Annotated in this window: 28 protein-coding genes; 23 read left to right on the top strand and 5 right to left on the bottom strand. The window is 53.4% G+C overall.

What is annotated here, in order from left to right; all coding sequences use genetic code 11:
- Window positions 1–5 precede the first annotated feature (5 nt).
- The 3 genes from DI14_RS14490 to DI14_RS14480 all read right to left on the bottom strand — a co-directional run bounded on the left by DI14_RS14490 (window position 6) and on the right by DI14_RS14480 (window position 1,932).
- Window positions 6–644, bottom strand: coding sequence for a nitroreductase family protein (locus DI14_RS14490; protein WP_034809813.1), 639 nt, complete (start codon window positions 642–644; stop codon window positions 6–8).
- 23 nt (window positions 645–667) lie between these two features.
- Window positions 668–1,078, bottom strand: a complete 411-nt coding sequence (locus DI14_RS14485) for a MarR family winged helix-turn-helix transcriptional regulator (protein WP_034809811.1) — start codon at window positions 1,076–1,078, stop codon at window positions 668–670.
- A 119-nt stretch (window positions 1,079–1,197) separates the two neighbouring features.
- Entirely contained in the window at window positions 1,198–1,932 is a 735-nt protein-coding gene (locus DI14_RS14480; protein ID WP_034809809.1) for a hypothetical protein, read from the bottom strand.
- Window positions 1,933–2,112: 180 nt separating this feature from the next.
- Here DI14_RS14480 and DI14_RS14475 point away from each other — a divergent pair, with 180 nt between their 5' ends.
- From DI14_RS14475 to mnhG, 16 genes are all read left to right on the top strand, one after another.
- The gene (locus tag DI14_RS14475; RefSeq protein WP_034809807.1) at window positions 2,113–2,523 is read left to right on the top strand and encodes a GntR family transcriptional regulator; all 411 of its coding nucleotides are present in this window, start codon (window positions 2,113–2,115) and stop codon (window positions 2,521–2,523) included.
- Complete coding sequence (locus DI14_RS14470) at window positions 2,489–3,370, top strand: ABC transporter ATP-binding protein (RefSeq protein ID WP_034809805.1); 882 nt, start codon at window positions 2,489–2,491, stop codon at window positions 3,368–3,370. Before DI14_RS14475 ends, DI14_RS14470 begins: the two co-directional genes overlap by 35 nt.
- On the top strand, window positions 3,360–4,490 hold the full coding sequence (locus tag DI14_RS14465) for an ABC transporter permease subunit (protein WP_034809803.1): 1,131 nt from the start codon (window positions 3,360–3,362) through the stop codon (window positions 4,488–4,490). Before DI14_RS14470 ends, DI14_RS14465 begins: the two co-directional genes overlap by 11 nt.
- A 12-nt stretch (window positions 4,491–4,502) precedes the next feature.
- The gene (locus DI14_RS14460; protein WP_034809801.1) at window positions 4,503–4,976 is read left to right on the top strand and encodes a DUF4825 domain-containing protein; all 474 of its coding nucleotides are present in this window, start codon (window positions 4,503–4,505) and stop codon (window positions 4,974–4,976) included.
- Window positions 4,977–5,112: 136 nt separating this feature from the next.
- Entirely contained in the window at window positions 5,113–6,786 is a 1,674-nt protein-coding gene (locus DI14_RS14455; protein WP_034809799.1) for an AMP-binding protein, read from the top strand.
- A 79-nt stretch (window positions 6,787–6,865) separates the two neighbouring features.
- Window positions 6,866–7,444, top strand: coding sequence for a TetR/AcrR family transcriptional regulator (locus DI14_RS14450; protein ID WP_034809798.1), 579 nt, complete (start codon window positions 6,866–6,868; stop codon window positions 7,442–7,444).
- Between the two features lie 80 nt (window positions 7,445–7,524).
- Entirely contained in the window at window positions 7,525–8,298 is a 774-nt protein-coding gene (locus DI14_RS14445) for an electron transfer flavoprotein subunit beta/FixA family protein (RefSeq protein WP_034809796.1), read from the top strand.
- 13 nt (window positions 8,299–8,311) lie between these two features.
- On the top strand, window positions 8,312–9,277 hold the full coding sequence (locus DI14_RS14440; protein ID WP_034809795.1) for an electron transfer flavoprotein subunit alpha/FixB family protein: 966 nt from the start codon (window positions 8,312–8,314) through the stop codon (window positions 9,275–9,277).
- A gap of 107 nt (window positions 9,278–9,384) precedes the next feature.
- Entirely contained in the window at window positions 9,385–9,699 is a 315-nt protein-coding gene (gene trxA / locus DI14_RS14435) for a thioredoxin (protein WP_034809792.1), read from the top strand.
- 277 nt (window positions 9,700–9,976) lie between these two features.
- Window positions 9,977–12,415, top strand: a complete 2,439-nt coding sequence (locus tag DI14_RS14430) for a Na+/H+ antiporter subunit A (RefSeq protein ID WP_034809790.1) — start codon at window positions 9,977–9,979, stop codon at window positions 12,413–12,415.
- Complete coding sequence (locus DI14_RS14425) at window positions 12,399–12,839, top strand: Na(+)/H(+) antiporter subunit B (RefSeq protein WP_034809885.1); 441 nt, start codon at window positions 12,399–12,401, stop codon at window positions 12,837–12,839. The genes DI14_RS14430 and DI14_RS14425 overlap by 17 nt, the downstream gene beginning before the upstream one ends.
- On the top strand, window positions 12,839–13,180 hold the full coding sequence (locus tag DI14_RS14420) for a Na(+)/H(+) antiporter subunit C (RefSeq protein WP_034809788.1): 342 nt from the start codon (window positions 12,839–12,841) through the stop codon (window positions 13,178–13,180). Before DI14_RS14425 ends, DI14_RS14420 begins: the two co-directional genes overlap by 1 nt.
- The gene (locus DI14_RS14415) at window positions 13,173–14,657 is read left to right on the top strand and encodes a Na+/H+ antiporter subunit D (protein WP_034809786.1); all 1,485 of its coding nucleotides are present in this window, start codon (window positions 13,173–13,175) and stop codon (window positions 14,655–14,657) included. Before DI14_RS14420 ends, DI14_RS14415 begins: the two co-directional genes overlap by 8 nt.
- Window positions 14,658–14,664: 7 nt before the next feature.
- Window positions 14,665–15,150: a Na+/H+ antiporter subunit E gene (locus tag DI14_RS14410; protein ID WP_034809784.1), complete on the top strand. Its 486-nt coding sequence runs from the start codon at window positions 14,665–14,667 to the stop codon at window positions 15,148–15,150.
- Complete coding sequence (locus tag DI14_RS14405) at window positions 15,147–15,446, top strand: Na(+)/H(+) antiporter subunit F1 (RefSeq protein ID WP_081825915.1); 300 nt, start codon at window positions 15,147–15,149, stop codon at window positions 15,444–15,446. The genes DI14_RS14410 and DI14_RS14405 overlap by 4 nt, the downstream gene beginning before the upstream one ends.
- Window positions 15,424–15,783: a monovalent cation/H(+) antiporter subunit G gene (mnhG, locus tag DI14_RS14400; protein ID WP_034809783.1), complete on the top strand. Its 360-nt coding sequence runs from the start codon at window positions 15,424–15,426 to the stop codon at window positions 15,781–15,783. The genes DI14_RS14405 and mnhG overlap by 23 nt, the downstream gene beginning before the upstream one ends.
- A gap of 262 nt (window positions 15,784–16,045) precedes the next feature.
- On the opposite strand, the gene DI14_RS14395 is transcribed toward mnhG, so the two are convergent.
- Complete coding sequence (locus DI14_RS14395) at window positions 16,046–17,359, bottom strand: NAD(P)/FAD-dependent oxidoreductase (RefSeq protein WP_034809781.1); 1,314 nt, start codon at window positions 17,357–17,359, stop codon at window positions 16,046–16,048.
- Window positions 17,360–17,430: 71 nt separating this feature from the next.
- Between DI14_RS14395 and uvrC the strand changes: the two genes are divergently transcribed.
- Both uvrC and DI14_RS14385 read left to right on the top strand, forming a co-directional pair.
- Entirely contained in the window at window positions 17,431–19,215 is a 1,785-nt protein-coding gene (gene uvrC / locus DI14_RS14390; RefSeq protein WP_034809780.1) for an excinuclease ABC subunit UvrC, read from the top strand.
- Window positions 19,212–20,018, top strand: a complete 807-nt coding sequence (locus DI14_RS14385; RefSeq protein ID WP_051622745.1) for an aminoglycoside adenylyltransferase domain-containing protein — start codon at window positions 19,212–19,214, stop codon at window positions 20,016–20,018. The genes uvrC and DI14_RS14385 overlap by 4 nt, the downstream gene beginning before the upstream one ends.
- A gap of 47 nt (window positions 20,019–20,065) precedes the next feature.
- Here DI14_RS14385 and DI14_RS14380 read toward each other — a convergent pair whose 3' ends face one another.
- Window positions 20,066–20,458 (bottom strand): YslB family protein, encoded by a 393-nt coding sequence (locus DI14_RS14380; protein WP_235193482.1) that lies wholly within the window; start codon window positions 20,456–20,458, stop codon window positions 20,066–20,068.
- Between the two features lie 223 nt (window positions 20,459–20,681).
- Between DI14_RS14380 and DI14_RS14375 the strand changes: the two genes are divergently transcribed.
- The 5 genes from DI14_RS14375 to DI14_RS14355 all read left to right on the top strand — a co-directional run bounded on the left by DI14_RS14375 (window position 20,682) and on the right by DI14_RS14355 (window position 24,654).
- On the top strand, window positions 20,682–21,299 hold the full coding sequence (locus DI14_RS14375; protein ID WP_034809778.1) for a succinate dehydrogenase cytochrome b558 subunit: 618 nt from the start codon (window positions 20,682–20,684) through the stop codon (window positions 21,297–21,299).
- 15 nt (window positions 21,300–21,314) lie between these two features.
- Entirely contained in the window at window positions 21,315–23,072 is a 1,758-nt protein-coding gene (sdhA, locus tag DI14_RS14370; protein WP_034809777.1) for a succinate dehydrogenase flavoprotein subunit, read from the top strand.
- A gap of 8 nt (window positions 23,073–23,080) precedes the next feature.
- Window positions 23,081–23,869, top strand: a complete 789-nt coding sequence (sdhB, locus tag DI14_RS14365) for a succinate dehydrogenase iron-sulfur subunit (protein ID WP_200871127.1) — start codon at window positions 23,081–23,083, stop codon at window positions 23,867–23,869.
- Window positions 23,870–23,878: 9 nt separating this feature from the next.
- Window positions 23,879–24,319, top strand: coding sequence for a thioesterase family protein (locus DI14_RS14360; protein ID WP_034809775.1), 441 nt, complete (start codon window positions 23,879–23,881; stop codon window positions 24,317–24,319).
- 71 nt (window positions 24,320–24,390) lie between these two features.
- Entirely contained in the window at window positions 24,391–24,654 is a 264-nt protein-coding gene (locus DI14_RS14355; protein WP_021066838.1) for a phosphocarrier protein HPr, read from the top strand.
- Window positions 24,655–24,721 lie beyond the last annotated feature (67 nt).

Below are 24,721 nucleotides of genomic sequence, written 5' to 3'. Positions count from 1 at the left end.
TCCGATTATTTGAAGTTCGTGATTGTTTCAGCGTCGAGGCGGACCGATTGGTAGCCTTCTTCTGCCGCTTTCCCGACTGAGAGAATCATGACCGGCACGTAGCGGTCTTTGTCTAAACCGAACGCTTCCGCAAGTTGGTCTTTCTCGAAACCGCCGATCGGGTTCGTGTCGTAACCGTGCGCACGGGCGACGAGCATGAACTGCATCGCGGCGAGGCTCGAGTCGATTTTGACGATGTCGTTCATCTCTTGCTTCGACAAGTTTTTGTAGTACGGGAGAATGGCAGCGAGCTGTTGGTCGCGCACGTCTTCTGGCATTTTGCCTTCCGCGACGGCTTGGTCGTAAATCTGTTCGCCGAGCTCGTAGCATTCCATGTCGCCGAAGATGAGGAGCATCGCAGCCGACGTGTCGTTTTGACGCACGTTGAACTTGATGAGCGGCTTGAGCGTCTCTTTCGCCTCCGGGCTCTCGACGACGACGAAGCGCCACGGTTGCATGTTGACCGATGACGGAGCCATCGTCGCTTCTTGAATCATCTCGAGCATCTCTTCTTTTGAGATTTTCACGTTCTCATCGTACACGCGGATTGATTTACGACCGAGGACGACGTCTTGGAATGTATCGTTTTTAAATGTAGTTGCCATGGGGATTACCTCTTTCTCTCTTGTTATAGTTGGTTTAACTTTTGTAGCAGACTCGACAGCTGGTTGATCTCGGACTCGGACAAAACGTTTGTGATTAAATGTTTGCCGCTTTCGTGATCTTGTTCACAGCTCGTCAAGTCATGTTTGGCTTCGTCGGTCAAATGGACGAACACTTCGCGATGGTTCGCCGTGTTCCGTTCCCGTCGGACGTAGCCTTTTTCTTCAAGGATCTTCAAATGGCGGGTGATGGCCGCATTGTCGATTTTCATCGCCTGCTGAATCTCGCTTTGCGAACAGACGCCCTTGTCATGCACGATCATGAGCATCTCATAACGGGTCAGGCTGAACCCCGTCTCTTTCTCGAACGAGGTCGCGACGCGTTGGTCCGCCAGTTTGATTTGGTAGAGCAGTCGGCTGATGTCTCGTAACTCCATCTGTGGTGTCTCACCCCTCTCATTTGATAAGTCAATTGTTGACTCGTCAAATGTAAAACATTCACGATGTCCTGTAAAGAAGAATGCTCAAAAAAACCATCCGCTTTTGCGAATGGTGATCACTCCTCATATGCCGTCCCGTCAAAGCGGTATTCCGTGATGAACGTCGTCTCGTCGAACCCATATAGCCGGTCGTGGTCGTTCAAGTCATCGATCGTCTGGAGCGAGGCGAACGAGGGCTCGCCGTCGCGCCCGTTCTGCGTCACGTTCAAATAACGTTCCGTGAAGTCGTCATCCTCGTCCGGCGTCCCGTCGAACGAGAAGTGGATTGATCTCACATCGTCCTCGAGCAGACGGATGATGTCGAGGACGCGTTGCTTTTGCTCGTCCGTATTGTCCCACGCCCCGTGCAACATGATCGCGACACCTAAAAATCGTTCAGGGTTCAGTTCGAAGATGGACGTCGCCGGCATCGTCTCGATCGTCTGTCCTCGTCCGGCGCCATCGAACACGGTCGCGCGCACGGTCTCTGCTTCCGTCAAGGCATTCGCGTCGACGAGCCGGGTGTGTAACGTCGACTCTGCTTCGTTCACCCAGTACGTCGGCATCACGTCGTCATGGATCGTCCCGTCACCGTACGTCCGGGCGTGATACGTGCCTCGGAGTGGGGGACGTTCGAGTTCAAACGTCGCTTTGAAGTTCGCCATTTTCCAATCACGTGACACGTCCACCTCGACGTTTTCCCCATATGTGTCATAAATGTATGTCTCGTAACGTTCCGTCGCTTCGCCGCGTCCGTACATCGTGCCTGCCACGAAGAGGGCGGCTGCGCCAATCAATAATCTCTTTTTCATGTCTGCTGTCACCTCTCCTCCAATGTACCCGAAAAGTCCCACCCACGTCTCGGTCTAAAGGCGTATACAAATTATTTCCAATTAACTGTAAACTAAAGATGCCCTCGAAGAACTATTGCATTTACGTGTACTAGTACATATAATACACTTATAACGGATTTAAGGAGAGGGTGTGAGCCATTGCTTTACAACATCGATATGAAAAGTTCGGAACCATTATACGAACAGATCGTCAACCAGACGAAAGCGCTCGTCATCCGTGGCATTTTACGGCCCGGGGACAAGGTCATGTCGGTACGCGAACTCGCGACCGACCTCGTCATCAACCCGAATACGGTCAGTAAGGCCTACCAAGAGCTCGAGCGTCTCGGACTGCTCGAGATGCATCGTGGCCGTGGCACGTTCGTGTCAAAAGATTGGGTCGACCAGGACGCTTCACGCGGACCGGTGATTGAAGCCATTCAAAAACTCGCCATCGATTGCCATTACGCGAACGTCTCGTTCGACGAAGCGGTGACGTTGTTCGAGACCGAATATAAGAAAGTAGGGGAGAGTCATGCTGACAGTCCAGCAACTAACGAAGAAAATTGATCGACAGACCGTGCTCGACGGGATCGACTTCACGGTCCATCGCGGCGAGATCGTCGCGCTCGTCGGACGGAACGGGGCCGGCAAGACGACGCTCCTCCGGACGATGGTCGGCATCATCCGACCGGACGCAGGCGATGTCTTATATGGGAAGACGAGTATCTTCAACACGCCGGAATTGAAACGGGACGTCATCTTCGTGCCCGACTCGGCCGACGCGCTCAAACATTACACGGTGAACGAGGCAGCTGCCTTATACGAGTCGATCTATCCGTCGTTCAACCGCTCGACGTTCCGTGAGACGCTCACGCGCTACAACATCGACAACAAGAAGATTCGCCAGCTCTCGAAAGGACAGAAGGCGATGGTGACGCTGTCGCTCGCGTTCGCTGTCCAGGCGAAGTACTATCTTCTCGATGAACCGACCGACGGACTCGATGTTGTCGCCAAAGCGGACGTCTTGAAGCTCATGATCGCGCAAATCGAGCAGCGTGATTGCTCGATCATCGTCTCGAGCCATCAGTTGCACGAGCTCGAGCGAATCGCGGACCGCGTCGTCATGATTGAGAAGGGACGAGTCAAGGCCGTCATGACGCTTGAAGAAGCGCGTGCCTTGAGCGTCAAATGGCAAGTCGTTTTCCAAGATGAGGTACCGGTCGCCCTGCTTGAACGAAAAGATATCGAAATTTTGAGCGTGACCGGCCGCGTCGTTCTGTTCATGGCGCGTGAGCGGTCGGATGAACTCGAGGCGTTTGTTGACAGCTACAAGCCGATGCTCATCGAGGAGATTCCGATGTCGCTAGAAGACGTGTTCCGCGTCCAATTAGGAGGTGAGGCGAATGTTGTCTAAAGTTCTATTAAATAAAGATTGGAAACAAGTATCGCTTTTATGGCTTTTACTCATCGGGCTCGGGATTCTTGCTTATACGGTTCCGGTATTCAATGAAATGCAATTTTATGATGAACAGATTCGGGATATTCAAGAGAATCCTTCCCAGTACGAAGACGGGGTGATTCCTAGTGATGTCGCTTCACTTGAGACGGAAGACTTCTTCGCGACGATTCCAGGCGTCGGTTATGCGATCGGTGAGTTAGGAACACTCTTGCCGATTGAGACGGTCGTCTTTCTCTATGTCGTGTTCGGATTCTTGATGGCATCTGTCTTGATTGGCAGTGAGCGCAACAGCCAAATGTCCGACTTTTCGATGTCACTCCCATTCAGCCGCAACCAGCTGTACATATCAAAATGGTTGATCGGCGTCAGTGGCATCATCCTCTCATCACTGATTGGCGGGGCAATCATGCTCGTCGTGATTCACACGTCACGCTATGCGTTCTTGATTGAAGGGGAAACGTTGAAAGTGTTTGCGGTCATTGGTTTAGTCATCTTGATTGGCATCTCCGTCTTCACGTTGTCGCTTTGGATGGGCTCGTTCGGAGGCGAAGCAATTTCTCAAGTGCTCTGGTCGATTGTTGCTTTCTTGTTCCCGGTTGGAATTTTGTCATTGGTGTACGGGTCGATTCAAGCGACTGCAGGATATGTCTCGTACGACTGGTACTCAGCAGCAATGGAAAGCCTTCCGATGCGCATCGTGTCACCGCTTGTGAACATCACAAATGTCGACACGTATAACTTGTTTACCGACAACTCGGTGTGGCGTGACTTTTCGACAGTCGGGATATTCAGTTCACTTCTCTTCATTGGGTTGACGTTCGCGCTCGGTCTTCTCATGTTCAACCGGGCCCCGCAAGAAAACAACGGCCGCTTCTTCATGTTCACGGGCTGGCTCTGGCTCGTCCATGTCATCATGGTCATTTGTTTCGCCATGCTCGGGGGCATCATTTTATCGGCCTTCTCGTACCCGACGAGTGTCACACTGTACATCATCGGCTTCATCATTGGCGGTTTCCTCGCCCACTTACTCGCGAGACGCCTGCTTTATCGCTTCAACTTGCAACTCAAATCCTAAGGAGGCATTCCCATGAAACGGTTCAGTCTATTGCTCGTCCTGCTACTCGTCTTGACGGGTTGTGCGGATTCGTCGACAAATCGCGCGAATCCGTTCCAGTTTAAAGGCGCCAAAGTCGGCGACAATAGCGCCGTTGTGGGGATTGCTCAAAATTTGCCGATGCATGATTGTTACAAGTCGATTGAACTGCAGACGAAGAAACGTCCATACGGTCTGACGGTGCGCTATGACGATCCAGAGCTCGAACGTCTCGAGCAAGAGCGGCTCGCCATCCGGAACGCCGCGACGTACTTCACGCTCGTCAAGAACGCCGAAATTGTCCGCTTCGCCTTCCCAAATCGTACGTACGCGTTCTCACGACCGGAGATGGAAGCATGGCTCGACATCGACTTTTCAACGATCAAATGGGAAAAAGACTTGGTGCATCGACTCGATGAAAAGATTGGCAATGAAACGCAGACAGAAGATTATTTCAAACGCATTTAACGTGATTGGATTTCATCATCCAATCACGTTTTTTCGATATTTTCTGAAAATTATCGGGTAAAGGGTAGATGAAAGCGTTTTCTTAGTCTTATAATGGAGGTAACTGAATCACTATTCATTCTAAGGAGGAAAAGCGATGAACAAACCTTGGTTACAAGATTACCCAGCCGACATGCCCGAGATGATTGACTATGAGGTGAAGCCGCTCTATGAAGCGCTCAGCCGAGCTGCGAAAGATTTCCCTGATCGAAAGGCCGTCTCGTTCATTGGAAAAGAGTTGACCTACGCCCAAGTCGATGACGCAGCCTACCGCCTCGCCACAATGTTGCAGTCAAAGGGGTTACAAAAAGGGGACCGCGTCAGCTTGATGCTTCCCAACTGCCCGCAATACGTCATCTCGTTTTACGCCGTCTTGTACGCCGGAGGCACGGTCGTCCAGACGAACCCGCTCTACACTGAGCATGAACTCGAGAACTTGATCACCGACTCGGGCGCTAAGATCGTTATCACGCTTGACCTCCTCTATCCGAAATCACTTCGTGTCAAAGAGAAGACGGATATCCAAACGATTATTACGACGAGCATCGCCGATTACCTCCCTTTCCCGAAAAACAAGCTCTACCCGATTAAAGTGAAACGTGAAAACAACATCGTCATCGACACGACGGGTTCGGTCGCATTCAAAGACTTTAAAAACTTCGGTCCGGTGAAACCGATCGAGGTCGACCCGAAAGAAGACGTCGCTGTCCTCCAGTACACAGGCGGCACGACCGGGCTACCAAAAGGCGTTATGCTGACCCACTTCAACTTGACGGCGAACGTCGATCAGATCTCGAACTTTTTCTATAAATATAACCGTGGCGATGAGAAACGTGTCTTGAGCGTCGTCCCGTTCTTCCACGTGTATGGCATGACGTGCTGTCTGAACTTTGGTGTCGCGAACGGCTATGAGCTCGTCCTTGTCCCGCGCTTCGACGTGACCGACGTCTTGAAGACGATCAACAAGAAAAAGCCGCATTTCTTCCCAGGCGCACCGACAATGTATGTCGGGATCCTGAACGACCCGAAACTGTCGAAGTATGACTTGTCGTCCATCGAGGCATGTATCTCAGGGTCGGCCCCGCTCCCGATCGAGGTGCAAGAACAGTTCGAGCAGATCACGGGCGGACGGATCGTCGAAGGGTATGGCCTCTCCGAGACGTCTCCGGTGACGCATGCGAACTTCTTATGGGATAAACGGATCGTCGGCTCGATTGGCGTGCCGCTGTCGGATACTTCTGCTAAAATTGTAAAGGCAGACGGAGAGACGCCGGCCGATGTCGGGGAAATCGGGGAAGTGCTCCTGCACGGTCCGCAAGTGATGAAAGGATACTGGCAGAAGCCCGAAGAGACGGCGGCCGTCTTAAAAGACGGATGGCTCGCGACGGGTGACCTCGGGTACATGGGCGAGGACGGATTCTTCTATATCGTCGACCGGAAGAAGGATATGATTATCGCCGGTGGCTTTAACGTCTATCCGCGTGAAATCGAAGAAGTGCTCTATGAACATCTTGCCGTGAAAGAAGCGGTCTGTATCGGCGTACCGGACCCGTATCGCGGGGAAACGGTGAAGGCGTTCATCGTCAAGCGCGATGGCGTCGACGTGACGGAAGACGAGCTCGACAAACATTGCCGCGAGAAGCTCGCCGCGTATAAAGTACCGAAACTGTACGAGTTCCGGGAAGAGTTGCCGAAGACGTTCGTCGGGAAGATTTTGCGACGTGTCCTCGTCGACGAAGAGAAGGCGAAACAAGTGAAACAAAGCAGTTGACACCGCCTTCACACATGATAGAATAATAAATGAATGAACCATCATTCATTTTTCAGTAGCGGTAAGGAGCTTGGGGTTTATGACAAAGAATGGATCAAAGAGTGACCGCATTATCGATGCGGCTGTGAAAGTGATTGCGGACCACGGGTATCACGGTGCAAAAGTGACGGCCATCGCCAAAGAGGCGGGCGTCGCCGATGGGACGATTTATCTGTACTTCAAAAACAAAGAACATCTCTTAATCGAGTTGTTCGAGACGAAGATGGGGCTGTTCATCGACTATTCGAAGCAACAGATTGAACGAGAGGCGACAGCCGCCGACAAGCTTTACCGCTTGATTGAGTCACATCTGAAACAGCTGTCGGCCGATTACGACCTCGCCGTCGTCACGCAAATCGAGCTCCGGCAGTCGAACTTGGCATTGCGTCAAAAGATTAGCGATGTGTTGAAACCATATTTGAACTTGATCGATGCGGTCGTCGCACACGGAATCGAGACGGGCGAGTTCGACAAACAGCTCGACTATCGGCTCGCGCGGCAGATGATTTTCGGTACGATCGATGAAGTGGTCACGAGTTGGATGGCGAGCGGCTTCAAGTACGACTTGATGTCGACGCTGCCGAAAGTACACCATATGTTGAAAAAAGGGCTTGCTTAACCGTAAGCCCTCTCATTGGCCCAAAAAAATGAATGCTGATTCATGAGTGATGGTGCGAACAACTTAAAGGGGGAACTACGATGAATATTTTTGTATTGCTGAAACGGACGTTCGATACGGAGGAAGCGATTCAGCTCGAGAACGGGGAAATTCAAGAAGACGGTGCCGAGTTCATCATCAACCCATACGATGAATATGCGGTCGAAGAAGCCATTCGCAAACGTGACGATCTCGGGGGAGAAGTCACGGTCGTGACGGTCGGTCCGGACGATGCGGATAAAGAGTTACGCACGGCCCTCGCGATGGGAGCGGACAAGGCGGTCCGCATCTCAATCGAGGACGACGTCGAGGACGCGGACCATGTGACGATCTCGAAGGTGCTCGCGACCTATTTGAAAGAACAAGCGCCGGACCTCATCTTCGCCGGTAACGTCGCCATCGACGGTGGTAGCGGTCAAGTCGCCCCACGTGTGGCGGAACTGCTCGACATGAACTATGTGACGACAATCACCGAGCTTCAAATTGACGGGACGACAGCGACGGTCACGCGTGACGTCGAAGGGGACACGGAAGTGATTGAAGTGGCGCTCCCGCTTCTCGTCACAGCGCAGCAAGGATTGAACGAGCCACGCTACCCGAGCCTTCCAGGAATCATGAAGGCGAAGAAGAAGCCGCTCGAAGAGCTCGACCTCTCGGACATCGACCTCGATGAAGATGAGATTGAAGCGAAAATCGAGACGATTGAACGGTTCTTGCCGGAAGAGAAGAAAGCCGGACGCATCCTTGAAGGGGACACGGCGTCACAAGTGAGCGAGCTCGTCCAATTACTTCGCACGGAAGCAAAAGTCATTTAAGGGGGACACACATATGAAAGCTTTAGTACTCGCAGAGGCGCGTGAAGGCGCGTTACGGAACGTATCATTTGAAGCCATCGCTGCGGCGAAACAATTGACGGATGACGTGACGGCTGTCGTCATCGGGGAAGACGTCAAAACACTTGCGAACGAACTCGGGGAATATGGCGCCGGACGTGTCCTCGTCGTCGAAGACGCGCGTCTCAAACATTACACGCCGGACGGTTACGGGCAAGTGCTCCGACAGCTCATCGATCAAGAGTCACCGGATTTAATCGTCCTCGGCCATACCGCGCTCGGCAAAGACATCGCACCGAAACTCGCGGCCCGTCTTGACGCCGGTCTCATCAGTGACGTCGTCTCGATTGAAGGATCTGGTAAAGACGCTGAGTTCGTCCGCCCAATCTATTCAGGGAAAGCGTTCGAGAAAGTGAAGTTCAAAGACTCGGTCATGTTCTTCACGATTCGACCGAACAACATCGATGCGTTACCACGTACGGCTGGTGCGAGCGCATCGGTCGAGACGCCGAGCGTCGAACTGAAAGACCTCGCGATGATCGTCAAAGAAGTCGTCCGCAAAGCGACCGGCAAAGTCGACCTCGCCGAGGCGAAAGTCATCGTCGCCGGTGGCCGTGGCGTCAAGAGCGAGGACGGCTTCAAGCCGCTCGAAGAACTCGCGGAACTGCTCGGTGGGGCGGTCGGTGCTTCACGTGGAGCATGTGACGCTGACTATTGTGATTACGCTCTCCAAATCGGTCAGACCGGGAAAGTCGTCACGCCAGACCTGTACATCGCGTGCGGTATTTCCGGGGCAATCCAGCACTTGGCCGGCATGAGCAACGCCAAAGTGATCGTCGCCATCAACAAAGACCCGGAGGCGAACATCTTCACGGTGGCGGATTATGGCATCGTCGGCGACTTGTTCGACGTCGTCCCGTTGTTGACAGAAGAGTTCCGCAAGCACCTCGTCAGTAGCTAAAGTGCAGAACGTTTGGGGAAACTTACCCTCCGTGGTATACTCTGAACATGAAATGCATGAGGGTTCCTGAGTGGATTCTCACATCTTATTGGGGAGGTATTTACCAAATGGCTATTAAACACGCAACGACTCAATCGTTTGAACAAGATGTACAAGAGGGCGTCGTCCTCGTTGATTTTTGGGCAGCATGGTGTGGACCGTGCCGCATGATCGCACCGGTACTCGAAGAGCTCGACCAAGAGATGGGCGACCAAGTCCAAATCATCAAACTCGACGTGGATGAGAACCCAGAAGTCGCGGGCGCTTTCCAAATCCAAAGCATCCCGACGCTCATGATGTTCAAAGACGGTCAACCTGTCTCGAAGACAATGGGCTTCCAACCAAAAGAAGCGTTGAAAGAGTTCATCGCGACAGCACAATAATGTCCAAAACAGCCGATCGGGTCTCCGGTCGGTTGTTTTTTGTATGTCACCCGACAGACGAACTATGAGATTTTTTTTACATTTTCCGACGCGTTCCTTCATATTTAAAAGTTTAGAAATAGTTTGAATTTGTGAAGAAACAGGGAAGTTTTAATCATGGCTAAGAACGGAAAAATTGCGCTATACTCATGTAGAGACGTGATGTAGTCAGATGACCCTACTTTTAGTTTGGGCACGCTATATCGCTTGTACGACTCTGTTCGAAGGAGGAATTTTCTTGTCGGTGTTACATCTCGCTATTTTATTGCCGCTCCTGGCGGCACCGTTTATCCCGTTTCTGTTTCGGGCAGTGAAGCGAATACATACGGGGTGGTTCGTATTAATCGTCCCTACGCTTCTATTCGTGTACTTCTTCCGATACATCGGTATCACGAGTGATGGGGGTGTCGTCACGGAGACGGTCCGCTGGATGCCGTCGCTCGGCATCAACTTCACGGCGTATGTCGATGGGCTCGGCCTCTTGTTCGCGCTCCTGATCACGGGGATCGGTGCGCTTGTTGTCTTGTATTCGATTTATTACTTGAATAAAGACAAAGAATCACTCGGCCACTTTTACGTGTACTTGCTGCTCTTCATGGGCGCGATGCTCGGGGTCGTCTTATCCGATAACATGATCGTCATGTACATGTTCTGGGAGTTGACGTCGATTTCGTCGTTCCTCTTGATCGGGTATTGGTACGAGAAAGAGCGTTCACGCTACGGCGCACAAAAATCGATGCTCATCACCGTGTTCGGGGGTCTGTCGATGCTTGGGGGAATCGTCCTTCTCGAGTCGATGGTCGGCTCGTTCAGCATTCGGGAGATGGTCGCGAACCAAGCGGTCATCGTCGATAGTCCGTTCTTCATCCCGGCGATGATTCTCATCTTACTCGGGGCGTTCACGAAGTCGGCGCAGTTCCCGTTCCACATTTGGTTACCAGATGCGATGGAGGCACCGACTCCAGTCAGTGCGTATCTCCACTCGGCGACGATGGTAAAGGCGGGACTTTACTTGGTCGCCCGGATGAGCCCGGTGTTCCAGGAGTCTTCGCTTTGGCTTTGGATTATTGTTTCGTTCGGAACGTTCACACTCTTCTGGGGGTCGTTCAATGCGGTCAAACAGACCGATTTGAAAGGGATTCTTGCCTATTCGACGGTCAGTCAGCTCGGCCTCATCATGTCGCTCCTCGGCCTCGGCGCTTCGGCGTTACATTATGACGGCGTTGATGACAATATTTTTATGGTCGCAACGATTGCCGCGATCTTCCACTTGATTAACCACGCGACGTTCAAAGGGTCGCTCTTCATGATGGTCGGAATCGTCGACCACGAGACCGGGACGCGTGACATTCGTAAGCTCGGCGGCTTGATGACCGTCATGCCGATCACGTTCACGATCGCCGTCATCGGTTCGTTGTCGATGGCCGGTCTACCGCCGTTCAACGGCTTCCTCAGTAAAGAGATGTTCTTGAAGGCGACGACGAAAGTGTTCTCGGCCGACTTCTTCGCGCTCGACACGATCGGCCTGCTCATCCCGGTCTTCGCGTTCATCGCGAGCGTGTTCACGTTCGTCTATAGCTTGATCATCTTCACGCGGACGTTCATGGGCAAAGCCCAGTTCGACAAGTTGCCGAAACAGCCGCACGAGGCGCCAATCGGGATGCTCATCCCGCCAGCGATTCTCGCCGTGCTCGTCGTCGTGCTCGGCTTCATCCCGAACGTGTTATCGAACACGCTCATCCGTCCGGCTGTCGAATCGATTTACCCGTCGCTCGTCGAAGGCGGACAGGCAGTCGAAGTCGATTTGTATTTCTGGCACGGGATCACGCCTGAGTTGCTCATGACAATCGGGATTGTCGCGCTCGGGACGGTGCTCTTCTTCACGCTCAACAAATGGATGGGCATCTACAACCGTGTGCCGTACCGCTTGACGCTCAACGGCATGTACGACGGTTCGCTCGTCTGGTCGAACAAGGCGGCGTACCGCTTCAAAGACAACTACATGACGGGCTTCATTCGCTCGTATTTGATTTACATCTTCGTCTTCATGTCGGGGATGCTCTTGTTCTCGATGTGGTGGCATGAGATGTTCAACTTCTCGTTCGGCGAGATGGCCGAGATTGCGCCATATGAGTATGTGCTCGGTGCGGTCGTCGTCTTGAGCGCGTTCGCGATTCTGTTCATGCGTTCGCGTCTCCCGGCAATCATCTTGCTCGGTGTCGTCGGCTATGGTGTCGCGCTCTTCTTCGTCTTCTTCGAAGCGCCGGACCTCGCGCTCACACAGCTCGTCATCGAGACGGTTTCGGTCGCGCTCTTCCTGCTCGTGTTCTACCATATGCCGGAAATCAGCAAGAAAGAAGTGCGGATGCGCTTTAAAGTCGGCAATGCGATCGTGTCGGTCCTTGTCGGTGTGACGGTCATGATGCTCAGCTTCATGACGCTGTCGAACAAGTCGCTCAGCTCGATCTCGGAATACTATAAAGAAAACGTCTATGAATTGGCTGCCGGGAAGAACATGGTCAACGTCGTCCTCGTCGACTTCCGTGGCTTTGATACATTGTTCGAGATTATCGTCCTCGCGGTCGCCGGTCTCGGGATTTACACGATGATCAAGTTCAGAACGACAGCACAACGTACGAAAGGAGAAGGTGAACATGGACATGAAGCCAAAAAGTGATAAACGCGTCAATGACGTCATTTTGCAGACGGCCGCGGTGATCATCTTCTTCATCATCATCGTCTTCTCGATTCACTTGTTCTTTTCGGGTCACTACTCGCCGGGCGGTGGATTCATCGGGGGATTGATGACAGCAGCGGCACTCGTGCTGCTCCTCCTCGCGTTCGACTCGAAGACGCTCGCGACGGTGCTTCCGTTCGACTATCGCCGTCTGACGGCGCTCGGGGCACTCATCGCGGTGTTGACGGCGATGCATTCGATTTTCTTCGACTTGCCGTTCTTCACGCACGCCTATGACAAGTTCTACTTGCCGCTTCTTGGTGAAGAGACGCTCCATACGGCGATCGCCTTCGACCTCGGCGTCTACTTCGTCGTCATCGGCGTCACGATGACGATCATTCAAACGATTGGAGAGAGTGAATAATGGAAATCTTCGTTAGCATCATTATCGGTGTCTTGACGATGTGTGCAGTCTATATGATTCTCTCAAAGAGTTTGTTACGCATCATCATCGGCACGTCACTGTTAAGTCACGCCGCCCACTTGCTCGTCTTGACGATGTCAGGACTGAAGACAGGGGCCGCACCTGTCCTCGTCGACGGTGTGACCGACTATACCGACCCGTTACCGCAGGCGCTCGTCTTGACGGCGATCGTCATCAGTTTCGGGGTGACCGCGTTCTTCTTGGTGCTCGCGTACCGCGCCTATCAAGAGCTGAACACGGATAATATGGAGGAAATGAAAGGAACGGAATCGAATGATTAACTTACCTGTGTTTCCGATTGTCATCCCGGCGCTCGCGGCGATCATCATGATGTTCCTGCCAAAGAACGTGCGTCTGCAGCGCGGACTGGCTCTTGGATCGATTTTTATCACGTTGCTTGTCTCTTTGTTTTTGGTGCATACCGTCTCGAACGAGGGCATCATGACCCTCAACCTCGGGAACTGGCCGGCGCCGTTCTCGATCACGCTCGTCTCGGACATGTTGTCTGCGCTCCTCGTCACGACGTCGACGCTCCTCACGTTCTTCATCATCTGGTTCGCTGTCCATTACTTTTCGACGGCGTATGAAGAGAACTACTTATACGTGGCGATGCTGTTCTTGCTCGTCGGGGTAAACGGCGCCTTCACGACTGGCGATATTTTTAATTTGTTCGTCTTCTTTGAAGTGTTCTTGATCTCGTCTTACGTCTTGATCGTCCTCGGCGGCAAGGGCGTGCAGTTGCGCGAGTCGATTAAATACTTGCTCGTCAACGTCCTCGCCTCGGCCCTGTTCGTCATGGCGGTCGCGTATTTATACGGTGCCGTCGGGACGCTCAGTTTGGCCGACCTTGCCCAAAAGATTCCGCTCGTCGACAATCCGAACGTCATCTCGGTCATCGGGGTGTTGTTCATCATCGTCTTTGGGTTGAAAGGGGCGCTCGTGCCACTTCACTACTGGTTACCGGGATCGTACGTCGTCGCACCGACGCCGATTCTCGCGTTGTTCGGAGCACTTTTGACGAAAGTCGGGGTCTACTCGATTCTTCGGACGTATACGCTCCTGTTTGACGTGAACGGGACGTTCTTACAGACGTTCCTCATCGTCCTCGCCGTGCTCACAATCGTGACTGGGATGGTCGGGGCGATCGCCTATAACGACGTCAAGCTCATTATCATCTATAACATCATGATCGCCGTCGGGGTCATCTTGTACGGAATCGCGGTCAACACGCAGACGTCGCTCGAAGGGGCGCTCTACTATTTGATTCACGACATGATGATTAAAGCCGTCTTATTCATGCTCGTCGGGATGATGATCGGTATCACGAGGTCCGGGCAGCTCCGAGGCATGGGCGGGCTCATCACCCGCTTCCCGCTGTTCGGTTGGACGTTCTTCATCGCGGCGCTCTCGCTCGCCGGAATCCCACCGCTCAGTGGCTTCTTCGGGAAGCTTCTCATCATCCAAGGTGGGGTCGGAGAAGGGGACTTGTTCGGTCCGATTCTCGTCCTCGTCTCGAGCTTGTTCGTCCTCTTCTCGGTCATCAAGATTTTCTTGAACGGATTTTGGGGCGAAGAGCGCGGCACGTATGACGGCCCACTCGTCCCTTACGCAAGTCGTCTGCTCGTCCCGGTCTGCCTCTTGCTCGCTGTGGCGGTCGCCTATGGGTTCGGTGCTGAGTTGATGCATCCGTATATTACCCAGGCAATCGAACCGCTCACGCAACCAGAACTTTATATCGATGCCGTGTTAAAGGAGTGACTATAAGATGGCCTATCAAATATTGATTAACTTTTTCTTGGCGTTCATCTGGATGTTCCTCACGGGATCGTTCACGACGTATGGGTTCCTGATTGGATATATTCTCGGATTGCTCGTCATCTTCATGATGCGCCGCTTCTTCCGTGAAACAGGGACAAACTTTTATTTCATGCGAGTGATTAAGCTGTTTAAGCTACTCCTCATCTTCTCACGTGAGCTCGTCATGGCGAACTTCGAGGTGTTGCGCCTCGTCCTCAGTCCGAAGCTCGAGATTCAACCCGGGATTTTCCGGTACGAGACGTCGCTCAAATCGGGCTGGAAGATCAGCCTGTTGTCGATGCTCATCTCATTGACGCCAGGGACGCTCGTCGTCCAAGTGTCGCAAGATAGTAAGATTCTCTATATCCATGCGCTCCATATGCCGGATAAAGAGGCACTCAAACGAGACATCTATGAAAACTTTGAATCTAGCATTAAGGAGGCGACGGAATGATGCATTGGTTAGACATCTTAATCTACATCTCACTCGCCATCCTTGTCATCGCGATGTTGTTCATGCTGTATCGGGTCGTGAAAGGGCCGACGACGCCGGATCGCGTCATCGCCCTCGACTCGATTGGGATCGCGCTCATCTCGGTCGTCGCGTTATTGTCGATTCTGCTCGACACGACGATGTTCTTCGAGGTTATCCTTTTGCTGAGTATCCTCGCTTTCATCGGGACGGTGGCGTTCTCGAAATACCTAGAGAGAGGAGCGATCATCCATCATGACCGCGACAATGATCTTTGATATTTTGACCGGCGTCTTCACGGTCATTGGGGTGTTCTTCACGGTCGTCGCAGCGATCGGCCTTCTCCGTCTGCCTGACATCTACTCGCGTACACACGCGGCGTCGAAGTCAGCGACGCTCGGGGTCATGTTCGTCCTCTTCGCAGCCGTGCTCCATGTCTGGGTCGATGAGCGCGTGTTCGATGCGCGTCTCTTGCTCGGGTTGTTCTTCGTCTTGTTGACGGCCCCCGTCGGCGGACATTTGATTGCCCGGGCGGCGCATACGAAAGGCGTGCCGCTCTGGAAGGACTCACTCCAAGACGCATTGAAGGAAGACAAGGACAAAGGATTGGAATAACGAAAAGACTCGCCGCGGCGAGTCTTTTGCTTGTTGGCGAACATCGATCGAAGCGCTCGTCCTTCCGGCGCCCATGCTTTCCGCAGGCAATCCCGGAGCCGCATCGCGACTAACGTCACTGCTGGGTCTCCGTTGGATTGCTCTCCTGCAGGGGACAGGACGCTTTGATGTGTTTACAAAAAAAGACGAATCAGGTCGCGATGTGCGAATGGATTCGTCAACCGATTTAAGACTCGCCGCGGCGAGTCTTTTTTACGTGGTCTCATAGTAAGAAGCTCAAGTCGGACGCTGACGTCGGATAGGCGAACTGCAAGTGTTTGACGTGTTGATGGGTCATGTTGTTCTGTATAATGAAAGAGAACAGGTTAATCAGTTCCGGCGCGTGCTGGCCAATTAAGTGGGCGCCGAGTACATGGCCGTCACGGCTGAGCAGGACGCGCGAGAACGCCGTCTCGTCATGGATGCGTTCATACGTCAAAAAGTGGGACAAGTCGATGTCTTTGCATTCGAAATCGATTCCGTTCGCTTTCGCCTCTTCGACCGTCAGACCGACCTTGGCGATCGGCGGCGATGTGAACACGACCGTCGGCGCCGGCCGCTCCGGAAACGGGCGGGTGTTTCCTCGCAAGAGGTTCAAGGCGGCGATCCGTCCTTCTTGCCCGGCGAACGGTGTGAGCGGCGGGTTGTCGCTCGCGCTGACGTCCCCGGCGGCGTAGATGTTCGGGTTCGATGTCTGCAAATAGGCGTTGACGCGAATCCCGTCGTGGTCGGCTCTGACGCCGGCCGCCTCGAGATGGAGCCGCTCGATGCTCGGGATGCGGCCCGACGCGTTAAGGACGAGCCCGTGAAGGGTAGAGTCATCAGACAACGTCAATACGTCCCCGTCGAGCGCGCTCGGCTCGACACCATAACGGACGTCAATCCCGATGCGCTCGGTCTCATCGATGAGCCGCTTCACGACGTTCCGGTCGAACGCCTTTAAGGCGCGTGAGCGGACGAGTAGCGTGACGTCGCAACCGAACCTCCGCAGAATATGGGCGAACTCTAACGCGATATAACCGGCCCCGACGATACTCACGTGCGCAGGCAACGACGCGAGGTCGAAAACATCGTCGCTCGTGATGGCGTGCTCCCCGCCCGGGATGTCGAGCGGGCGGGGAATGAGACCGGTCGCGATGATAAAATGATGAGCCGAAATCTCATGTCCGTTGATGACAATCGAGTCCTCATCGATGAAGTGGGGTTCGCCTTCGAATAAATCGATGCCGTGCTCTCTCCAGTTGTGCGTCTTCGTCGTCGGGACCGCGAAACGATATTCATCGACGCGACGCTTGAACGTCGCCCAGTCGAGTGTGATCTCACCGTTGACGCCGAGCGTCTTCATCTGGTCGACCCGGGCTACGAGTTCCGTGCCTTCCGCGAGCATCTTTTTCGGGTCGCAGCCGCGTTGCGGGCACGTCCCGCCGAACGTCCAATTCTCGACGATGGCAATCTCTTTACCGGCGTCACGTAAAATATTTGCCGCTTGGCTCGCGGCCGAGCCGCTCCCAATAATGATGACGTCATACCGTTTCATAACATTCCCTCCCTCGAAGACTTCACCATATTTTTCCCGTCCTCGAGGAAGCTAAACTGAGGTGACCGAACTTGAGTCAATCTGACCATATTAAACATAAATTAGCGCTCCTCCCAGACGAGCCTGGCTGTTACTTGCATAAGAACGAGTACGGCGAGGTCATCTACGTCGGGAAAGCGAAGAACTTGAAGAACCGGGTCCGTTCCTACTTCACGGGGGCGCACGACATCAAGACGATGCGTCTCGTCGCTGAGATTCGCGACTTTGAATACATCGTCACGGCGAGCGAACTCGAGGCGCTCCTGCTCGAGATGACGCTCATCAAAAAGCACGACCCGAAATACAACATCCGGTTGAAAGACGACAAGACGTATCCGTACATCAAAATCACGAACGAGCCGTATCCGCGTCTGTTGACGACACGGAAGCTGAAGAAGGACGGCGGATATTACTTCGGACCGTATCCGAACGCCTACGCCGCGAACGAGACGAAGCGGCTCCTCGACAAGCTGTATCCGCTACGGAAGTGTCAGCCGATGCCACGCAAGCTCTGCCTGTATTATCATATCGGGCAATGCCTCGGGCCGTGTGAGCTCGCCGTCGATACGGACGACCAAAAAGCGATCGTCCAAGAGATTCGTCAGTTCTTGAACGGGGAGACGGCCGAGACGCTCGCCAAGCTCGAGGTCGATATGGGTAAGGCTGCCGAGGAGATGCAGTTCGAACGGGCCGCTGAGCTCCGAGACCAAATCCGGGCCGTCGAATCGATTATGAATAAACAAAACATGATCACGGCCGACCCGACCGCACGCGACGTATTCGGTTACACCCTCGACCGCGGTTGGATGTGTGTCCAAGTGTTCTATATGCGAGGCGGTAAGATGATTGAGCGCGACGTCTCGCTCTTCCCACTTCACGGGGAACCGTCCGAGGAACTTGAAAGTTTCATCGTTCAATTCTATGAGCAGAACGTCGTGCCAAAAGAAGTGCTCGTTCCGGAGATCGTTCGCATCGATTTAGTAAACGAGGCGATCGGCACGAAAGTGATGCAACCGAAGCGAGGGGCAAAACGGCAACTGCTCGCCTTGGCGACGAAAAACGCGGAAATCGCCTTGAACGAGAAGTTCGAACTGCTCGCGCGTGACGAGGAACGGACACTCCTCGCGATGCGTGAGCTCGGTGAGGCGATCGGCATCCCGCACTTGTCGCGTGTCGACATCATCGATAACGCCAACATCCAAGGAAGCGACGCCGTCTCGGCGCTCGTCGTCTTCGAGGATGGCAAGCCGCTCAAGAAAGAGTACAGGAAGTACAAGATTCGCACCGTCCAAGGGCCGGATGACTACGAGACGATGCGTGAAGTCGTTCGCCGCCGGTTCCGTCGGCTGTTGACCGAAGAAAAACGTCTGCCGGACTTGTTGTTGATTGACGGGGGGATTGGTCAATTGAACGCCGCCCTCGATGTGCTCCAGAACGAGTTCGGACTCGACTTGCCGGTCGGATCGCTTAAAAAAGATGACCGTCACCGGACGAGTCAGCTGTTGTTCGGGGAAGGCGGTGGCATCGTCGAATTGAACTCGCGCTCGAGCGCGTTCTATCTGTTGCAGCGGATGCAAGACGAGGTTCACCGTTTCGCCATCACGTTCCACCGCAGCCTGCGGACGAAAAAGATGACGAAATCGGTGCTCGACGATATTCCGGGGGTCGGGCCGAAACGGCGCCAACAGCTCATTCGCCATTTCGGGTCGATGAAACAGATTCGCCTCGCCTCGCTTGAACAGTTGAAAGAAGCGGGACTGCCGGAGAAGTTGGCCGAAACCGTAATCCAATACGTCCATGAGGAGACCGATGAATGAATCGAGACGCGTTAGCTGATTTTCCAGATAAGACAGCACCCTTTATCGAACAGTTTGTTCGTGGACTTAGTGACGTGACGGACGTGATTCGACATGCATACGTGCACGGGTCTCTGACGATGGGAGGGTTTCATCCGAGACAGAGTGATGTCGATTTACTGTTCGTGAGCGACCGAGACCTGTCGGAAGCGGAACGGCTCGGTTTGATGCGACTGTGTCTGGCGACCTCGACGCAGCCGTATCCGCTCGAACTGACCGTGATGACGGAACGAGCGTTACGAGAATGGGTCCATCCGAGTCCGTTCGAGTTCCATTATAGTGAGGCGTGGCGCGCAAAGATGGAGAAGACAACTATCGACGAGCTGCTTCGAAAGCAACGTGGAATGACCGATCCGGATTTGGCCGCCCACCTCAAAGTCATCATGGAGCGGGGGCGTGTCTTGTTCGGGGCTCCGATGCATGAGCTGGTGGTCGGGTTTGAGGGTGAGCATTATCGAGAAGCAATCAAGGACGACGCGTTGGATTGCTTGAGCTCGCTCGAGAATCAACCCGTGTATAGTGTATTGAATCTCGTGCGGGTGATGGCCTATGAGACAGATGGACGTGTGCTCGCCAAACGAGAAGTGCTCGATTGGGCAAAGCGACAACCGATTCCGCCCGATCTCCTATATGTCATTAAAAAAGCGGTAGCGGCGTATGCGGGCGAAGACATGACGTTCTCAAGGTCGGAGCTCGAAGATTTTAATATCTTTGCCCATGAGCGCCTCTTCCCGTATGAAGACATGCATGAGTTGGAATGCTAGAGTAGACAGAAAGAGCCGATGCGGTCAAAAATCGCATCGGCTCTTTCTTATTCGTACGTATCTTTTCGGTCTAATTGGACGGTGATGTGGACGGTTTGGCGTGCCGGCTCGGCGAAGCCTTCAGCGACACATTGGAGACGCCCGGCGATCTGTTCGGCTAAAAAGCCCGCCTCGAGCTGATAATAACCGGTCGCTTTTTGCTGTGTCGAAGGAGGCGGAACGAGTTCGAACGAGAACTTACTTCCTTTTTCTTTCACAAGCGTCAATTGCCCCCATCCGGCTTCCTCGAAAAATGCGACGAGTTCATCGTCTGGCATAACTGGGAACTTTCGGGCGACCCGTTTACCGGCCCAATAGATGACTTGGCCGTAGTCTTCACCAAGCAAGTCTGTCAACACATAATCGCGCAACAATTCAATCGCGAAAGTGGGTTGGCTCATAGTTTCCATCTTCTTCCATCACTCCAATCTCTCTATACCATTATAACGACGAATTGGGATTTGGTCACCGGGATTTTTCGAAAAGAATGTGCCGGAAATCCGTCCGGTTGTCTTGTCATACAATTTTCACAAGAGTAGAATAGGAGTCAGAAAGCTATATTTAGATTTGAAAACGCTTTTATTTACAAAACGAGCCAAGTGCTCGGACAAAGGGGGAACTAGAATGGCAACGCGTCGTGACTATTTCAGTCGTAAAGTCCATTCGCTACTTGGGGTCATCCCAATCGGCTTGTTTTTGATCGTTCACTTGTCGGTCAACTACTATATCGTCGATGGGGTGGAGTCGTTCAACAAGGCAGCAAAATTCATGGGGAGCTTACCGTATTTATACTTCCTTGAAGTGACGATCATCGCCTTGCCGATGATTTTCCACGGTGTGTACGGCGTCTATTATGCGTTCCTCGGGTCGATCAATTCGAACCGATACTCATACGCCCGCAACTGGATGTATATTCTACAACGCTTCACAGGCGTCTTCCTCGTCATCTTCATCGCGTGGCACGTTTGGGAAACGCGCTTGGCGAAGATGCGCGGCGTCGAGGTCAACGCGGAGATGATGCAAAACATCGTCGACAACCCGCTCATGCTCATCTTCTACATAGTCGGGATTCTCTCGGCTACGTTCCACTTCGCGAACGGACTTTGGTCGTTTGCAATTACGTGGGGCATCACACAGTCACCGCGCTCGCAACGTTTCATGAGCTACGTGTCAGGTGCCGTGTTCTTGGCACTATCTTTTGTCGGACTTCGTTCAATCTTGACGTTCGCCGGCATCTTGTAATAGGGGGAATTTTACATGGCAAATCAAAGTTTGATCGTCATCGGTGGCGGTCTGGCTGGACTCATGGCGACGATCAAGTCGGCTGAGATGGGTGTTCCGGTTAAATTATTCTCGCTTGTACCGGTCAAGCGTTCACATTCGGTTTGTGCACAGGGCGGCATCAACGGGGCCGTCAACACGAAAGGGGAAGGGGATTCTCCTTGGCAACACTTCGATGACACGGTTTATGGGGGCGACTTCCTCGCCAACCAACCGCCTGTCCAAAAGATGGCAGAAGCGGCACCGAAAATCATCCACATGTTCGACCGGATGGGCGTCATGTTCAACCGGACGCCGGAAGGTCTTCTTGACTTCCGTCGCTTCGGCGGCACGCTCCACCACCGTACGGCGTATGCCGGTGCGACGACGGGGCAACAGCTCCTCTATGCACTAGACGAGCAGGTTCGTCGCTATGAGGCGCAAGGGCTCGTCGAGAAGTATGAAGGCTGGGAGTTCCTCCGGGCCATCATCGACGAGGCGGGCGTCTGCCGCGGTGCAGTCTGTCAAGATCTTCGTTCGATGGAGATTAAAGCGTTCCCATCGGATGCGGTCATCCTCGCGACAGGCGGCCCGGGTGTCATCTTCGGCAAATCGACGAACTCGGTCATCAACACCGGGCAAGCGGCCGGGGCGGTCTATCGGCAAGGTGCCGTCTACGCGAACGGGGAGTTCATTCAGATCCACCCGACGGCGATTCCGGGGGACGATAAGCTTCGTCTCATGAGTGAGTCGGCGCGCGGGGAAGGCGGACGCGTCTGGACATACAAAGACGGGAAGCCTTGGTACTTCCTCGAAGAGAAATATCCGGCTTACGGAAACCTCGTGCCGCGTGACATCGCGACGCGTGAAATCTTCGACGTCTGTGTCAACCAAAAGCTCGGCGTCAACGGCGAGAACATGGTGTATCTCGACTTATCGCACAAAGACTCAAAAGAGCTTGATATTAAACTCGGCGGAATCCTCGAGATTTATGAGAAGTTCGTCGGGGACGACCCACGAAAAGTGCCGATGAAGATTTTCCCGGCTGTCCACTATTCGATGGGCGGACTATGGGTCGACTACGATCAGATGACGAACATCCCTGGGCTGTTTGCTGCGGGTGAGTGCGATTACTCGATGCACGGTGCGAACCGTCTCGGCGCGAACTCACTGCTCTCGGCTGTATACGGTGGGATGGAAGCCGGACCGGCTGCAGTTAATTACATGCGCGGTCTCGATCAAGCGACTGAAAGCGTACCGGAAGCCCTCTTCAACTTCAACGAGCGCGAAGAGATTGAACGCTTCAACAACATCCTCGCGATGGACGGTACGGAAAACGCGTATCAGATTCACCGTGAACTCGGTGAGCTCATGACGGACAACGTCACGGTCGTCCGCTATAACGACAAGCTCATCGCGACGGACCAAAAGATTCAAGAACTCCGTGCACGCTTCAATAACATCTCCGCGACCGATACGGCCCGCTGGAGCAACCAAGGTGCCTCGTTCATCCGACAGCTCGACCACATGCTCGATCTCGCGCGCGTCATCACACTCGGCGCTTTGAAGCGGGACGAGAGCCGTGGGGCCCATTACAAGCCGGACTTCCCGGAACGGAATGACGAGCAGTTCATGAAGACGACGATGGCACGCTATGACAATGGGGAAGTCGATATCTCGTATGAAGAGATCGACGTTTCGTTAATCCCGCCGCGTAAACGGGATTACTCGAAGAAAGGGGCGAAGACGAAATGACGACGCCAATGCAATCAGACCAAAAAGACATCCGCTTCATCATCGAACGCCAAGATGGACCGGATCAACCGACATATACGGAAGAATTCACAGTCCCTTACCGTCCGAACATGAACGTCATCTCGGCGCTCATGGAGATTCGCCGAAACCCGGTGAACGCCGAAGGCCAAAAGACGACGCCAATCAACTGGGACATGAACTGTCTCGAGGAAGTATGTGGCGCCTGCTCGATGATCATCAACGGGAAACCGCGCCAATCATGTACGGCACTCGTCGATAAGCTCGAGCAACCGATCCGTTTGTCACCGATGAAGACGTTCCCGGTCGTCCGTGACCTTCAAGTCGACCGTCAGCGCATGTTTGACGCGTTGAAAAAAGTGAAGGCATGGGTCCCAATCGATGGCACGTACGACCTCGGTCCAGGACCGCGGATGCCAGAGAACAAGCGTCAATGGGCGTATGAGTTGTCGAAATGTATGACGTGCGGTGTCTGCCTCGAGGCGTGCCCGAACGTCAACGATAAGACGAACTTCATCGGTCCGGCCGCCATCTCGCAAGTCCGCCTCTTCAACTCGCACCCGACCGGCGCCTTCCACGCGGAAGAACGTCTCGAGGCGCTCATGGAAGACGGCGGCATCATGCAGTGCGGGAACGCACAAAACTGTGTCGAAGTTTGCCCGAAAGGCATCCCGCTCACGACGTCAATCGCCGCGATGAACCGCCAGACGACGCTTCACTCGTTCAAATCGTTCTTCGGTAGCGACAAGGGCCGCACCGGCTCTGCGGTCGAGGCGTAAGGGGAGCGGATGACGAAATACTTCCGCGAAGCCGATTGGGAAACACGTGTCAGAGCAGGGGTCGCACTAGACGTCAAAGTCCGATTCTCGGAGTGCGACCCGTACGGTCACATGAATAACACGATTCCGTTCATCTATTTCGAAGATGCGCGAATAGAGTTGCTTGAGGCGACAGGTTTTTCATTGAAAGATGGGTTCGTCGTCGTGGCGGACGCGCAGTGCGATTACGTCCGACAAGTGATGCCGCGCCAATCGATCAAGGTATATGCCAATGTCTTGACGGTTGGAAACACTTCATGTGATATTCATTACGGGGCATATGATGGAGAACAGCTCATGTTCGCGGGGCGCACGAGCCTCGTGCACTTGTCGAAATCCGGTCGTCCGGCCGAATGGACTCCAGAATATAAAAACCGCTTGCAGAATTTTTGCGAATCCGCTATCATTTGATAATGAGTTCACAAACAATTATTTTGCAGGTCCGCCTGTAGAATTGAAATTTGAAGGGAGACTATCACGTCATGGAAAAAACGTTCACAGTCGTTGCAGATTCAGGAATTCACGCTCGTCCAGCTACACAGTTGGTTAACACAGCTTCTAAGTTCCAATCAGATATCAACCTTGAGTACAACGGTAAAACGGTAAACCTCAAGTCGATCATGGGTGTACTTTCACTCGGAATCGCGAAAGATTCGACAATCAAAATCACTGCAGCTGGTGACGATGCAGAAGAAGCGGTTAACACGCTTTCTGACATGCTCACAAGCGAAGGTCTTGCTCAGTAATTCGGGCAACGGACGAGGCGGCCAATCGGCTACCTCGTCTTTTTTGTTTGTCACATGACCGTTTCTT

It is taken from the genome of Exiguobacterium sp. AB2 (assembly GCF_000696055.1).
Classification (GTDB): Bacteria; Bacillota; Bacilli; order Exiguobacteriales; family Exiguobacteriaceae; genus Exiguobacterium; species Exiguobacterium alkaliphilum.
The sequence above is the reverse complement of the archived record's forward strand: the minus strand, read 5'-3'. Positions and strand labels throughout refer to the sequence as shown.